Below are 13,958 nucleotides of genomic sequence, written 5' to 3'. Positions count from 1 at the left end.
TGAGAAAGTATTCCAAATCAAAAACCCCGGCCATTGCCGGGGTTTTATTTTGATCAGTTCCCTATCGTAGGCAGGGATACCGGCATAACATCCTTTTCCGATAACGGAACCTGGGTTGTTCCTGCCATCAAACCCGCCATACGTTCAAGCAGTTTACGCGCCCGCACCAATTGCCCCGGCTCAGCCAGCTCAAACGGATCCTCCATCTTCAGCAACAAGGCCTCAAAATCCGAAAAAGTCTCTTCCAGTGCACTGACCTGATGACGGTCAAGCAATACTTCCGCCATGCCGCCACCACCGGTAGGTATCCAGTTGGACTGTAAAGTCGCCATGATGCCCAACAGAGCCTGCTTAGAATCCGCAGCCCGACCACTTTCCACGTCACTCTCTGAGCCCTCGGGAAGGCGCCGTAATACTTGTTCATCAATTACCTGAGTATGCGCAGCACGAATTTGCTGCAGCCGTGCCACAGGCCCCAGAGACAGATACTCACGTGACAAATTATTGGCTGAAGTCGGCCAACGGCGCGCGAGACCGGCCATATCCTCTTCCATACCCTTGGCAATCAGCCGGGTCAGTTCGCGGCGACGATTCACCGCCAGCGCCTCAGGTTTCTCACCGTTACTATCGGGGATAAAGTCCTCTGCAGTGCGCTCTCCCGTGGGCCCCCAAAGCATGACTTCCAAGGCATGAAACCCCGTACTGGCTTCCTCATGGGCGGTAAGCCTGTGTTGCTTACGTAAATTAGCCAGGGTCAGCTCGATTGCAGTGTCATTGACAATGCCGCTGTCTGAATACCCTGGCACCGTATCCAGGTAGCCAGCCTGGGCTGGCCAACTGTCCAATGCCAGCATCAACTTGCGCCCCTGGCTACGCAAGTCCACCGGGGAAAACGCCAACTGTATATAGGGAAGGGTTGCCGCAAACTCCCGGTGTGCATCCAGCCAGGAGAGCCTGGCCTCTTCAAGCTGGTCCTCACTGGGATTTGCCAGTAGAGCTTTAACTGCGCGCTGTAAAGTTTCCACTGATGCATGCGTGTGGAGTACCTGGGCCTGTCCCGCCTGCCAAATTGCCAGAGAAAGGTCTGAGGCCGCCTGTTCACTGATCTGTTGCGGCGCCACATCCCGAAGAGTCTTGGGCGGTTCCACGGGCTCCTTCTCACATCCCAATGTGAGCGCCAAGCCACCGAGCAAGAGCACCACAACCAGATACCGAATGCTATGTCCGTTCACTCAATTCCTCATTATTCCCATCACCGCAAAGATCTTGGCTACGCAATTCAGCGGCTCTCCCGCAAGCTGATAACTGGCCAACCGCGCGCTTCTGCCTCTACACGCAGGCGCGCGTCGGGATCTACAGCCACCGGGTGCTCCACTTCGGCCAATAGGGGCAGGTCATTAATGGAATCGCTATAAAACCATTTCTCCCTGCTTTCAAACTCTGGGTTATGCGCCAGCCATTGGCGCAGGCGCAGCACCTTGCCGGCCTGGTAACAGGGCTCTCCGACAACCCGCCCAGTAAACCGGCCCTCTAATTCTTCGGGCTCTGTAGCCAACAACGTGTCTACTCCCAGACGCGCGGCAATGGGCTCTACCACAAAACGATTAGTGGCTGTGATAATCATAATGTGATGCCCTTTGCGGCGATGTTCGCCGATCAACTCCTGCGCCGCAGGCAACCACAACTCACTGACCACTTCCTGCATAAATTCGCTCTGCAGGTTTTCCAGTTGACCGCGTGAAATCTGCGACAATGGTTCCAAAGCGAATTCCAGATAGGCAAAAATATCCAGATCACCACGTTGATAATCCTGGTAGAAGCGGTCATTGGTGGAGCGATAGCGCTCACTATCCACATGCTCCCGATCCACAAGGAACTCGCCCCAGGCGTGATCACTGTCTCCACCGATCAATGTATTATCGAGATCAAATATTGCCAGATGCACCGCCAGCTCCCCCGTAAACTATAGATTCCCAAAGGGTATTTCACCGCCATGGTCAGGCCACCATCAACGTAGCGGCAGTCAATTTTACCTCGCACTTGCCCGTATCACACGGACTACGTCACTGAATTGCTGTAAACCCACCTCTGTGGAACAATGCGGGACAAGTAAGTGCTGCGCACGGCAACACACAACAGTATTGAGGACGGTATTTTGGGCGACGGCAAGCCGGCACAAGCCGGGCGAAGAAACCGCCGTAGGCCCGCCAAACAGTCAAATCGCACCGATAACCCCGCAGCCAACAACCGCAACCGGGGCCAGGGTAGCGAAAACAGCAGCAATATAGATACCGAGGGTTTCCGCCCCAATGTCGGTATCATTGTGCTGAATGTCCGCGGTCAGGCACTGTGGGCTAGGCGGGTAGGTGGCAAGGACGCCTGGCAATTTCCCCAGGGAGGTATAAACCCAGGCGAAACCCCAGAACAGGCGCTATATAGGGAACTGTACGAGGAAATTGGCCTTACTCGCGATCAAGTCAGTCTGATTGCCTGTACTCGTGGCTGGCTGAGATATCGCCTGCCTCAGCGACTGATTCGTCGACGCTCTGAGCCACTGTGTATAGGGCAAAAACAAAAGTGGTTTTTGCTGAAGCTGGAAGCGCAGGAGTCCTCTATCAGCTTCGATAATGGCTACAAACCTGAATTCGACCACTGGCGCTGGGTGAATTATTGGCATCCACTGAGTAAAGTAGTCACTTTCAAGCGCGAGGTTTACCGTCGTGCTTTGACCGAGCTGGCCCCCCAACAGCTTCAGCTGGAAAGACGCTGGCTGCGCGACAAGGGTGAGTGACCCGAAACCTGCTCCTGGTGCGGCTCCGCACCTCCTCTGGCCCCAGGTTAGCCCTGGGCCTATAAATTTCTCCGTTGATTGGCGAGGACAGGCCATTGCTCGGATCTTTACGTAGTATCGTTCAAGAAGTAAACACCGCCAGAGACCTTCCTGCGGTGCTCGAAATTATTGTTCGACGTGTGCGTGAAGTGATGCATACCCGGGTCTGCTCCGTATACCTTCGTGACAAACAATCCGGAAATTATGTCCTGATGGCCACCGATGGCCTGCTCCCAAGTGCCGTGGGTCAAGTGCACTTGGCGCCTGGCGAGGGCCTTGTGGGCAACGTGGTTACCCGCGAAGAGCCCATTAACCTGGAAAAGGCCGAAGCTCACCCCGCCTTCCAGTATTTTCCCTCCACTGGCGAGGAGCGCTTTAGCGCTTTTCTGGGCACGCCGATTATTCACCACCGCACCGTACTTGGTGTTTTGGTTGTCCAGCAGGAGGAAGAGCGCCGTTTCGATGAGGGTGAGGAAGCCTTCCTGGTCACACTGTCCGCTCAATTGGCCGGGGTTATAGCGCATGCGGAGGCCACCGGTATGCTGGCCACCATCCGTAGGCAGCGCCAGGAAACCCATTTCTCCGGTATTGCCGCCTCACCTGGCATTGCCATCGGTCGTGCACATATTGTCACCCCCCAGGCCAACCTGGCCACCGTGCCCTATTCCCTGTGCTTGGATATTGAGGACGAACTCGCCTTATTCCAGCAAGCACTCAGCACTGCCAGGGAAGAAATCCGCGAAGTAGGAGAAAGGCTCAAAGGAGACCTGAACCGCGAGGAGCGTGCGCTGTTCGACGCCTATATCAGTATGCTGGACGATAACTCTCTCGCCGTTGAAGTCTGCGACCGTATCCAACAGCAATTGAGTGCCCCCAGGGCCTGGGCCGAGGTCATGCTCGAACATGTAAGGCGCTTTGAAGCCATGTCCGATTCTTATTTTCGCGACAGGGCAGCCGATGTTCGCGACCTGGGCTCCAGGGTTCTCTCACATCTGCATCAACGCCAGCAGAGCGAGCGAGACTACCCGGATAACACCATTCTCGTGGGAGAGGAGTTAACAGCGGCTGTATTGGCTGAGGTCCCACGGGAAAAGTTAATCGGCGCCGTCTCTGTAAAGGGCTCCTCCAATAGCCACGTAGCTATCATTGCCCGGGCCATGGGTCTGCCTGCCATTATGGGGGTGCAGGATCTCCCCTATGAGACTATCGATGGTGTCGATATGGTTGTGGACGGCTATCGGGGCGACCTACATATCCATCCCGGCGCGGAACTGAAGCGCCGCTATGACGATATTGTGGAGGAGGAACACCAGCTTGCCCGTAGCCTCGACCATATGGCCGGGCTACCAGCGGAAACAGCTGATGGCCACCGGGTTTGCCTGCTAGTTAATACCGGGCTAATGGCCGATGTAGTGCGCTCCCTGGAACGAGGTGCGGAAGGCGTGGGCCTATTTCGGACTGAAGTACCTTTCCTGCTGCGCGACCGCTTCCCCTCTGAGGAAGAGCAGCGGGAAATCTACCGGGAACAGCTGGAGGCCTTCGCGCCCATGCCGGTCACCATGCGAACCCTGGATGTCGGTGGCGATAAGGCGCTGGCCTACTTCCCTATCGAAGAAACTAACCCCTTCCTCGGCTGGCGCGGTATCCGCGTTACCCTGGACCATCCGGAAATATTCCTGGCGCAGGTGCGCGCCATGATGAAAGCCAGCTTAGGGCTCAACAACCTGCGTATCATGTTACCAATGATCAGCGGGCTCAATGAACTGGAAGCTGCGCGCAGGTTAATAGAACGCGCCTACGGAGAGCTGCTGGAAGAAGGGTATGAGATTGAAATGCCGCCGGTTGGTGTCATGGTGGAAGTGCCTTCAGCCATTTACCAGATTCGCGAGCTGGCCGAGCGCGCCGACTTTATCTCAGTAGGTAGTAACGACCTGACCCAGTATCTGTTAGCGGTAGACCGCAACAACACACGTGTAGCCAATATCTATCACGCCCTCCATCCCGCGGTGCTTCGCGCGCTACAGGAAATCGTCACCATTGCACATGCAGAGGGCACCAAGGTGAGCATCTGTGGAGAGCTGGCCGGCGAACCCGGGGGGCGCTGCTGTTAGTGGCAATGGGCTATGACAGACTATCGATGAATGCCACCAATTTGCCAAGGGTAAAGGCTACCTTGCGCGCTGTGCGCCAGGCAGATACCGAGCTGCTTCTACACCAGGTGCTCAAAATGGATTGCGCTGACGAGATTGAACAAACCGTGAGCGCCTTTTTGCAGAGGATCGGCCTCAAAAATATTCTGCGCCCAGCAAGTGCACGGCATTAAGTCCGATACTCTTCAAACAAAAAAGCCGCTGCATTTGGCAGCGGCTTTTTTGTTTGAGAGCAGGAAGTAATTACTCCGCTGACTCCTCGCGATACGCCTCGGCATCCAACATATTGTCCAGCTCACTCACGTCACTGGGCTTGATACGGAAGAACCAGCCATCATCGTAAGGGGAAGAATTCACGGTTTCCGGAGAGTCTTCCAGAGCCTCGTTCACCGCGACAACCTCACCGGAAACGGGGGAGTAAATATCGCTGGCAGCTTTCACCGACTCGACCACACCAGCCTCATCTCCTGCAGCCAGGGTGCTGCCAACTTCGGGGGTTTCAACGTATACCACGTCGCCCAGAGCATCCTGAGCGTGATCGCTGATGCCGATAGTTACGGTGCCATCCTCTTCCAGGCGCGCCCACTCGTGGCTGGAGAGGTATTTCAGTTCATTGCGGATTTCGCTCATGCTGTTATCCCTTGATTAAGCATCTGAATTTATTGTCTTGCCAACGCGTACACCTGCGGGCGACGCTTAAATAACCGATTTGCCATTGCGCACGAAACAGGGCTTCACCACCCTGACTGGCTGCAGCTTTTTGCGGATTTCCACCTCAGCGGTATCGCCAACACTGACCGGTACCCGCGCCATGGCAATGGAGTAACCCAGGGTCGGCGAGAAGGTCCCGCTGGTAATGATACCGCGCTCTTCTGTACCGTCTACCACCACCTGTTGGCCCGCCCGCAGTACACCGCGCTCCTCCAGGACCAGACCAACCAGCTTGTGCTTAACGCCCTGCGCTTTTTCTTCTTCCAAGACTGCACGGCCAATAAAGTTGCGGCCTTCCGGCTCCCAGGCGACGGTCCAAGCCATATTGGCCACCAGTGGGGAAGTCTCTTCATCCATTTCGTGGCCGTAGAGGTTCATACCGGCTTCCAGACGCAGAGTATCGCGAGCACCCAAACCACAAGGCGCTACGCCAGCATCGGCGAGAGCGCGCCAGAAGCCGCTGGCGTCCTCACCCGAGAGCATGATTTCCAGGCCATCTTCACCGGTATAACCGGTGCGCGCCACAAACCAATCACCACGGGCCACACTTTCAAATACTTTCAACGCATCGATTGCCGCAGTCCAGTCGATACCCAGGACTTCCTTGGTTTTAGCGATTGCATTGGGACCTTGGATAGCGATCATTGCAAGATGAGGACGCTCTGTGAGAGTCACATCAAAAGATTCTGCCTGCTTGTTCATCCAGGCTAAGTCTTTGTCGCGGGTCGCGCAGTTCACCACCACTCGATAACCAGGATCACGCAGGTAAACGATCAAGTCGTCGATTACACCGCCTTGGTCATTGAGCATACCAGTGTAGAGAGCCTTGCCAGGCTTGCCGTCTAGCTTGGCCACATCATTGGCCAGCAAATAACGCAGGTAGTCGCGAGCAGCGGGCCCATCGACATCTACTACGGTCATGTGGGAGACATCGAACATCCCCGCATCGGTGCGCACCTTATTATGCTCATCCAGCTGGGAGCCGTAGTGTAGCGGCATGTCCCATCCACCGAAGTCCACTATTTTGCCACCCATGGCGACATGTGTGTCATACAAAGGCGTTCTGTTTCCCATCTTAATTCTCAGTCCGTCAGGTTCCGAAGCGGCGTATTCTAGCGGCTTGAGTACAAACCTTGCCAGCAGGCTATCCGCGGCGACATTTATGGTCAGCAAGCTTAGCAGCCGCCGGGACTAAAACCTGCACAGAATGCCGGAGGCCGTCAAAGATTCCGCTGGTGCCACCGGTAGTAAAAAAAGTGGCATGAAGAGCGGATAGATTAGTCCCGCGGACGCTCACTCTCCTTATTGCTTTCTTCTGGTTTTTTCTCTTCTTGAGCCGATTCGTCCACCTTTAGACCATATTTTTTGGAGCGCCAACGCCACAGCCGCTTAGCCAACTCCTGGCGATCAGGGGTTTTATCAGCCTCATCGACAATCTCTTCACCGAGCAAGGTCTCAAGAAGATCCTCAAGGGTGATCAATCCCTCAAGGCCACCATACTCATCCAGCACTGCGCTGATCTGCACCCGACGAGATAGCATTTTCTGGAAGGCCTGATAGATCGTGGCAGTTTCCGGCAGCATCAGCATCTCACGGCGGAAATCCTCCAACTTACGCTCGCGCTCTCCCTTGGCATAAGCAAGTAAAAGCTCCTGTTTAAGTACAAAACCTACAACGCAATCTGGATCGCGATTTTCATAAACAGGGATACGCGAGAAGCGCCCTTTTTCAACTTCCTCATAAGCCTCAGCCAATGTTGCATCCTGGGGCAGGAAAAAACCACGGTGCGTGGAGTCATCACCTCTCGTACCGAGTGATCCCGCAGGGTAAAAAAGAGATTGCGTAAAATATTGGACTCACGCTGTTCCAGCTGGCCCTCAGCCTCACCAATCTCGGCCATAATCGCAAATTCATCGCGGCTAAAGCCGGTCAGGGTCGGCCCATGGGAGAGGCCGCGGGTTAACATTTCAGACATTTTGACAAACGGATAGAGCAGCCAAACCAGCCCCCGCAACCCGTAAGCAGTAAATGGTGCCAGTTGACGCCAATAAACCGCTCCCAGGGTTTTGGGGATAATCTCAGAAAAAACCAGAATTAACAGTGTCAGGATCGCAGAGGCAATTCCCAGGTATTGATTGCCAAAAACCGCCGCTGCCTGGGCTCCAGCCCCGGCAGCACCGGCGGTATGAGCGATGGTATTCAGGGTAAGAATTGCGGCCAGGGGCGCATTGATATCCCCCTTGAGTTTACGTAGCAGAGGGCCGGCCTTATGTCCCTCGCGCTCCAATAGTCGCACGTAGGGCGTTGTTACACTGAGAATGACGGACTCGGCTATAGAGCACAAAAATGAGAAACCGAGAGCGATAAATACATAAGTAATTAAGAGAAGCATATATCCCTGGTTACAGAAAAACTGGAATTGAATTTTTGCGTACTGCCAACGACACAACAAGCCTGTAACAAGCTAAAAAAGCAAAAATATTATCAAATGGGCCAATAACAGCCGGACAAGGCCCCACTTATCAAAACAGGAACAACAAACGCAAGTGCACCTTAGGGAGCGGTTCAGCCTGGAATAAACTTCCGCCCCCGCCCACAACGCAATACACTAAAGCAACGACCAAGCCGCTAACGAAGCCCCCTATATGTGCTGCGTTTGCAACCCCGACTCCGGTGAAAAATGTCACAACCCCCAAAGCGCATAAAACCAGCCAAGCCAAAGCCACGGTGATAATACCTACGGGAATATCACGCCATGCTGGCTGAAAACGCTGCACTACCAAAGCAAACCCTACAAGGCCATACACCACTCCAGACATACCACCAAAAAGAACCCTCGGCTCCCACAAATACTGGGAAAGATTGGAGGCGATAGCCCCGATAAGTACCAGCAACGTATACATGAGGCTGCCACCCCGGGCCTCCAATGGCCGACCTAATATCCAAATACCCAAAGCATTGAACAAAGCATGGGGCAGGGAAAAGTGCACAATAGCTGGTGTCAACAACCGCCACCACTGCCCATTTTGTAGATGCCAGGCAAGAGAGGAATCTGAGAGAGGATTGCCCGTTTGATCCGGGTAGATCAGCAAAGCACTGGAGAAATTATTCGCTTGCAGAAACCAGCCAACAAAACATAGGGCAATCAACAAGAGGCTGACTGGTGTCTTATCCAGGGGAAAACTTGGTAACACTGAGACTTGGTTATGTGCCTGTTCAGACGATACATTTCTTTTAGGTTGATGCGCTGATTCCGTCTCGGGATCATTCACTTCAACTGCCGAATCAGGCGCACCATTTGGCTGAGCAGCTTGTAACTGGACCCTGTCGAGGTCAACTTCACCAGCATCCCAGCGCTGCAGCAGGGGTTTAAGTACTTCTGCTAGGTTGCCATCAAAGGTCATTATCTGCTGCCGGTTTTTCTCCTCAACGATTCGCAACGGCAGTTGATAACGTTGAATAAAATGCGCCAGTGCACAGAGATCCTTCGAAAGAGGAAAGGAATAAATAACTAACCACTGGCTCAAATCGGTAAACCCTTCTAATTGGATTGCCTGACATCACTCATTCCAACGGGCCCTTTTGCACTTACCGGCGCTATATTTTAACAGCAATTACAAGGGGCAAGCTCTCACTACACCGCCATGGCCCGCAGAATGATACGCTTTTTTAACATGGGGCTGGCGTCCACCATACTCAAGCCAGTATTGCGCAGCCAGCGCCAGTGCAAATCGCCAGCACCAAACAGAGATTTAAACGCACTCATGGCTTTTAAGGTTGCAGCATTATCCCCGCGGCGACGACGTTCGTAACGCGCCAACACCGAGGCGTGTGCAGGTTCCAGCCCGCGGGACAAGGCACGGTCTACTTCATCGGTGAGAACACGCACATCCTGGAACCCAAGATTCACGCCCTGTCCAGCCAGAGGATGGATACTATGGGCCGCGTCCCCAACCAGCACGGCACCGGGGCCATGATAGCGCTCCGCATGGCGAGCACGCAGAGGAAAAGAAAAGCGCTCGCTAACTGATTCGACTTTACCGAGCCGACTTTCGAAAGCTTTTTCCAGATTCAGAGCGAAGGCCTGGTCATCCAACATCAGCAGCTCCCGAGCGAGTGGGTCATCCGCCGACCAGACAACGGCACAGTGATTGTCATCCCCGAGTCCAGCTAGAGGCAGGAATGCCAGGGGGCCACTCTGCAGGAAACGCTGCCAAGCGGTATGGCGATGAGGCTTTTCGCAGCGAGCGACACATACCAGGGCTGCCTGATGATAATCCGTATCCTGGCAGCGAATTCGGAGCAGGTCTCGCACTTTAGAACGAGCGCCATCGGCCCCAATCAGCAGGCGGGTGCGCACTATCTCGGCCCGCTCACGCAACTCTTCTATGTCATTGAGCTGCTCACCACGCGGCTGTAAGTGCCAAAGCCCACAGTCTCGCCACCAACTTTCCAAACGAAAGCCATTGACCAGCTCCACATTCGGCAGTGCCTCAAGCCGGGCCCTCAAAGCAGCAACAATCACATTGTTTTCTACAATATGGCCGAGATTTGGTAATTGCACATCGCGGCTGTTAAACCTTACTGAACCGGTGCCGTCGGCATCCCAGACTCGCATTTCCACATATGGGCAGGCGCGGCGCGCAGAAATCTCCGCCCAGGCACCAACCTCCTCAAGTAACTCCCGTGAAGCTTGAGTTAAAGCCACCACCCGAGGCTCATAATTTTGGGAGGGTTCCGGCACAGTCCCCTCGGAGGCCTCCAGCAGGGCAAGACGCATATCCGGGTGGCGCACCGCCAACAGTGCGGCCTGGGCCATCCCCACCATACCTGCGCCAACAATGGCAAAGTCCAAACGGTGTCTATTCATATTCAAGCCAATTCCGCTGTTGCACCCTCACAAGGGCACCGTTAAAGCCCAAATCCTGCCGCCTGGCTGACAAACTCCGCTCTCAGCGGCGGTACCAGTGTAAGGCCGAGCAAACCCATTTGGCGCACAACTTGCTGAAAGGGGTTCTCTGATGTGAATAGTGACGGTATTTGGTCACTAAACCCAACAGTCAACTGCTGGTCAAAACTGCGACATCGACCATAGGCCCGCAGGCGATCCAATTCTGCTTTTGAACCCTGCGCAGGTCGATCGCCCGCTAAAGTCTGTGCCAGGGCATAGCAGTCGCGCAGAGTCAGGTTAAACCCCTGCCCGGCTACCGGGTGCAGGAAGTGCGCGCAATTACCAACCAAAACCAGGTTGCGGCGCCATTGCTCCCGCGCTAAGGACAGACTGAGCGGGTACCCCTGTAGGGCTCCAGCCCGCTCAAAACGGCCCGCACGCCAGCCAAAATTTTCTTGCAGACGCAGCAGGCGCTCCTCCTCCGACAGCGTAAAGAGGGCTACCGCCTCATTCTCTGGACAAGCCCACACCAGTGCAGCGCGATGTTGTCCCTGTCGTTGCTGCAAAGGCAGCAACGCCATAGGCCCCAAAGCGGTAAATCGCTCAAAAGCGACGCCACCATGGTCCCGCTGTAGACCAACAGTAGTGACCAGGGCCCTCTGTTGGTACTTTACCGTATCAATTTCTATACCCAACTGCCGACATAGGGGCGATTCCACTCCATCGGCAATAACCAGTAACCTGGTGGTCAATTTATATTGAAAGCCCTGCTCAGCGGCACTCCAATTCAGGTGTGCCCCTGCGGAATCCATTCGAACCCGACTGACCCTAGCGGGAGCCAACAATTGCACCGCTGTATCCGCCAAAGCGCGATGCAGGATCGGCCCAAGCGCAGCATTCTCAATCACAGCACCGAGCATGCCCTGGAAGCTTGCTTGCTGCTGTGTATGGGTGGACAGAGATGCGCCAAAAGAGTGGCCACGGTCACTCACTTGGATACGCTGGATGGGCGCACAATATTCACGTAAGGCGGACCACAAACCCAGCTGTTGGAATAACTGTAAGCTGCCAGCGGCGATAGCTGTGGCGCGGGTGTCAAAGCTGGGCAACTGGACACTGGCAGAGGCATCAGGTAGCGCTCTCTGTTCCAGCAGTGCAACACTCAGCTGAGGGCAAAAATGTGCCAGCATAAGCGCCAGACTGGCACCGGCCATACCCCCACCAACGATAGCCACATCAAATTGTTGACCTGCCTCAGTCATAAAACTCCCCCAGGCTCTCTATCCATCAATGTAAAGGGCCCGTAAGCCGCAAACTCTTAGTGCTATTTTTAGCGGGTCAGTAAATCCCGCCCATGACGCATTGCATATTCGATCTCTTCTACAGACTTTGGCGCTGCGGCGGATAGGACTTCCACCCCTTCGCCAGTTAGGGCCACGTCATCTTCAATGCGAATACCAATTCCCCGAAACTCTGTTGCAACGCTCTTGTCGTTCAAGGGCACATAAATACCCGGCTCGATGGTCATCACCATGCCGGGCTCCAACTGGCGCCAGGCGCCATGTACCCGGTAGTCTCCGACATCGTGTACATCCATTCCCAACCAGTGGCCTACCCGGTGCATATAAAAGCGCTGATAAGCACCTGCTTCAATCAAACTCACTAAGTCGCCTTGCAACAGCCCCAGATCTACCAACCCCTGAGTAATTACCTCAACGCTAGCTATATGAGGCTCATCCCAATGGTTGCCTGCCTGTACCCGCTCGATGGCAGCCAGCTGCGCGGACAAAACAATTTCATACAGTGCTTTTTGTGCGCCATTAAAACGGCCATTCACCGGATAAGTTCTCGTGATATCCGCCACGTAACCACGGTACTCACAGCCAGCATCCACTAACACCAGATCGCCATCACTCATCTTTGCCTGGTTGCTGCAATAATGCATAACCAAGGCATTGCGACCACTGCCGACAATGGTTGGGTAGGCCGTCTCTCTTGCACCAGCATCGACAAAGGAATGCAGCAGGGTCGCCTCCAGTTGATATTCATAGAGGCCTGGCTGGCAGCGTGCCATGGCTCGGCGGTGTGCTGTAGCACTGATTTCTGCCGCTTGCGCCATCAGACGCAGTTCCTGCGCGCTCTTAATCAAGCGCAACTCACGCAATTGGTAATCCAAGTCCACCATCTCCGGGGCACCCTTGCTGCCTGGAGCCTCGGTAATATTTTGCAAATAGCTGCGAATACGCCGGTCGAGGTGGGCATAGCGTCCCATGGGAAAATAAATACGTTCACGCCCTTCCAGCAGCCCAGGCAAAATGTCATCGAGATCACCTATCGGAAAAGCATCAGATAAACCAAGCCGCTGCACAGCCTGTTCCGGGCCAAGCCGCGGCCCATCCCACATTTCCTTTTCCGCATCGCACTCACGACAAAACAACAGGGTTTCGCCCTGGGTGCGTCCCGGCACCAGAACCAGCAGGGCTTCAGGCTCTTCAAAACCACTCAGGTAGAGAAAATCACTGTCCTGGCGGAAGGGGAAGAAAGTATCGCGGGATCGCAGTTGTTCACCAGCAGAAGAGACAATCGCCAAGCTGTCTGGCGCCAGTTCAGCCATCAGACGGGCGCGACGACGGATATACTCCGTCTTGCTGATTACCGCTTTTTTTCCGCTATTGGACATTAGTGTACAGTTGGACCGCTATCGGATTGCTTGCCGCGCACTTCGGTGAAGATATTGAGTACCGCGACGCGCACGTACTCCTGTAATTCCAGCAGCTGTTGTTCGTTCTCCTCACTCTCCTCTACATGATCGGCATCCACTTGTGAAATTGCACCAATGTCCTTCAGAGCTTCATCGCTGGTGGGAAGCAGCTTCCCCTTGGCACTACCAATACCGAAACCGTGTAAAAAACCTTCGCACCAATGCCCTAGCGCCAGAGTACGCGCGACAATATCGTCATCGTCACAGAGCACCAGTCGGAAAGAAAAGTCGGTATCACTGAGCTGCTTTTGGCTCTCTTTCGCTAATTGCAGAAAATCCTTGTTTAAATCCGCCGGCACAGCCTCCAAATCGAGAAGTTCCGCCAGTTCATGCTGCCAGCGTTTTTTGTCCGGCTCCGCACCTGCAGCCAATATGCCACAGATAAAGCCGTGCAGTTCACTGGGATCCGCCTGGCCGCCGGCCGAGAGAATAGCATTAGCAAGAAGCTCAAATCGGTTGGTTTCTGATGTCATAGTTACCGTGCAATTTTTCTTGATCGGGATATATTCAATGCGTGCAATAGCAGCAGCATGGAAAAGAACTTGTGTTTTCAGGACAATTTTGTGATTGCCCGCGCAGGTGGAGCGATTGACCCACCTTTTCACCGGCAATATA

The 13,958-nt window shown here is 54.4% G+C and carries 12 protein-coding genes and 1 pseudogene; 2 read left to right on the top strand and 11 right to left on the bottom strand.

Translation table 11 applies throughout. From position 1 onward, the window contains the following. Nucleotides 1-53: 53 nt before the first annotated feature. The gene (locus P3339_RS01910) at nt 54-1,232 is read right to left on the bottom strand and encodes an imelysin family protein (protein WP_282952250.1); all 1,179 of its coding nucleotides are present in this window, start codon (nt 1,230-1,232) and stop codon (nt 54-56) included. Between the two features lie 47 nt (nt 1,233-1,279). Next, the gene (locus P3339_RS01905) at nt 1,280-1,945 is read right to left on the bottom strand and encodes a histidinol-phosphatase (RefSeq protein ID WP_020414265.1); all 666 of its coding nucleotides are present in this window, start codon (nt 1,943-1,945) and stop codon (nt 1,280-1,282) included. Nucleotides 1,946-2,113: 168 nt separating this feature from the next. On the opposite strand from P3339_RS01905, the gene P3339_RS01900 reads away from it, so the two are divergent. Continuing rightward, complete coding sequence (locus P3339_RS01900; protein ID WP_020414264.1) at nt 2,114-2,791, top strand: RNA pyrophosphohydrolase; 678 nt, start codon at nt 2,114-2,116, stop codon at nt 2,789-2,791. Nucleotides 2,792-2,886: 95 nt separating this feature from the next. Further along, nucleotides 2,887-5,153 (top strand): annotated as a pseudogene (gene ptsP, locus P3339_RS01895) (phosphoenolpyruvate--protein phosphotransferase). Between the two features lie 70 nt (nt 5,154-5,223). Here the strand turns inward: ptsP and gcvH are convergent. From gcvH to P3339_RS01850, 9 genes are all read right to left on the bottom strand, one after another. Continuing rightward, on the bottom strand, nt 5,224-5,610 hold the full coding sequence (gene gcvH, locus P3339_RS01890) for a glycine cleavage system protein GcvH (protein ID WP_020414262.1): 387 nt from the start codon (nt 5,608-5,610) through the stop codon (nt 5,224-5,226). Nucleotides 5,611-5,676: 66 nt separating this feature from the next. Beyond that, entirely contained in the window at nt 5,677-6,765 is a 1,089-nt protein-coding gene (gene gcvT, locus P3339_RS01885; protein ID WP_282952249.1) for a glycine cleavage system aminomethyltransferase GcvT, read from the bottom strand. Between the two features lie 203 nt (nt 6,766-6,968). Next, complete coding sequence (locus P3339_RS01880) at nt 6,969-7,445, bottom strand: CBS domain-containing protein (protein ID WP_282952248.1); 477 nt, start codon at nt 7,443-7,445, stop codon at nt 6,969-6,971. Beyond that, nucleotides 7,361-8,083: a CNNM domain-containing protein gene (locus P3339_RS01875; RefSeq protein ID WP_282952247.1), complete on the bottom strand. Its 723-nt coding sequence runs from the start codon at nt 8,081-8,083 to the stop codon at nt 7,361-7,363. The genes P3339_RS01880 and P3339_RS01875 overlap by 85 nt, the downstream gene beginning before the upstream one ends. Before the next feature lie 130 nt (nt 8,084-8,213). Further along, the gene (locus tag P3339_RS01870) at nt 8,214-9,218 is read right to left on the bottom strand and encodes a rhomboid family intramembrane serine protease (protein WP_282952246.1); all 1,005 of its coding nucleotides are present in this window, start codon (nt 9,216-9,218) and stop codon (nt 8,214-8,216) included. Nucleotides 9,219-9,325: 107 nt separating this feature from the next. Further along, nucleotides 9,326-10,561, bottom strand: coding sequence for a UbiH/UbiF/VisC/COQ6 family ubiquinone biosynthesis hydroxylase (locus tag P3339_RS01865; RefSeq protein ID WP_020414258.1), 1,236 nt, complete (start codon nt 10,559-10,561; stop codon nt 9,326-9,328). Nucleotides 10,562-10,602: 41 nt separating this feature from the next. Next, complete coding sequence (locus P3339_RS01860; RefSeq protein ID WP_020414257.1) at nt 10,603-11,844, bottom strand: FAD-dependent monooxygenase; 1,242 nt, start codon at nt 11,842-11,844, stop codon at nt 10,603-10,605. Nucleotides 11,845-11,912: 68 nt separating this feature from the next. After that, entirely contained in the window at nt 11,913-13,262 is a 1,350-nt protein-coding gene (locus tag P3339_RS01855) for an aminopeptidase P N-terminal domain-containing protein (protein ID WP_282952245.1), read from the bottom strand. After that, nucleotides 13,262-13,948: a UPF0149 family protein gene (locus tag P3339_RS01850; RefSeq protein WP_020414255.1), complete on the bottom strand. Its 687-nt coding sequence runs from the start codon at nt 13,946-13,948 to the stop codon at nt 13,262-13,264. The genes P3339_RS01855 and P3339_RS01850 overlap by 1 nt, the downstream gene beginning before the upstream one ends. Nucleotides 13,949-13,958 lie beyond the last annotated feature (10 nt).

The sequence above is a fragment of the Microbulbifer sp. MLAF003 genome (assembly GCF_030012965.1).
Lineage (GTDB): Bacteria > Pseudomonadota > Gammaproteobacteria > Pseudomonadales > Cellvibrionaceae > Microbulbifer > Microbulbifer variabilis.
The sequence above is the reverse complement of the archived record's forward strand: the minus strand, read 5'-3'. Positions and strand labels throughout refer to the sequence as shown.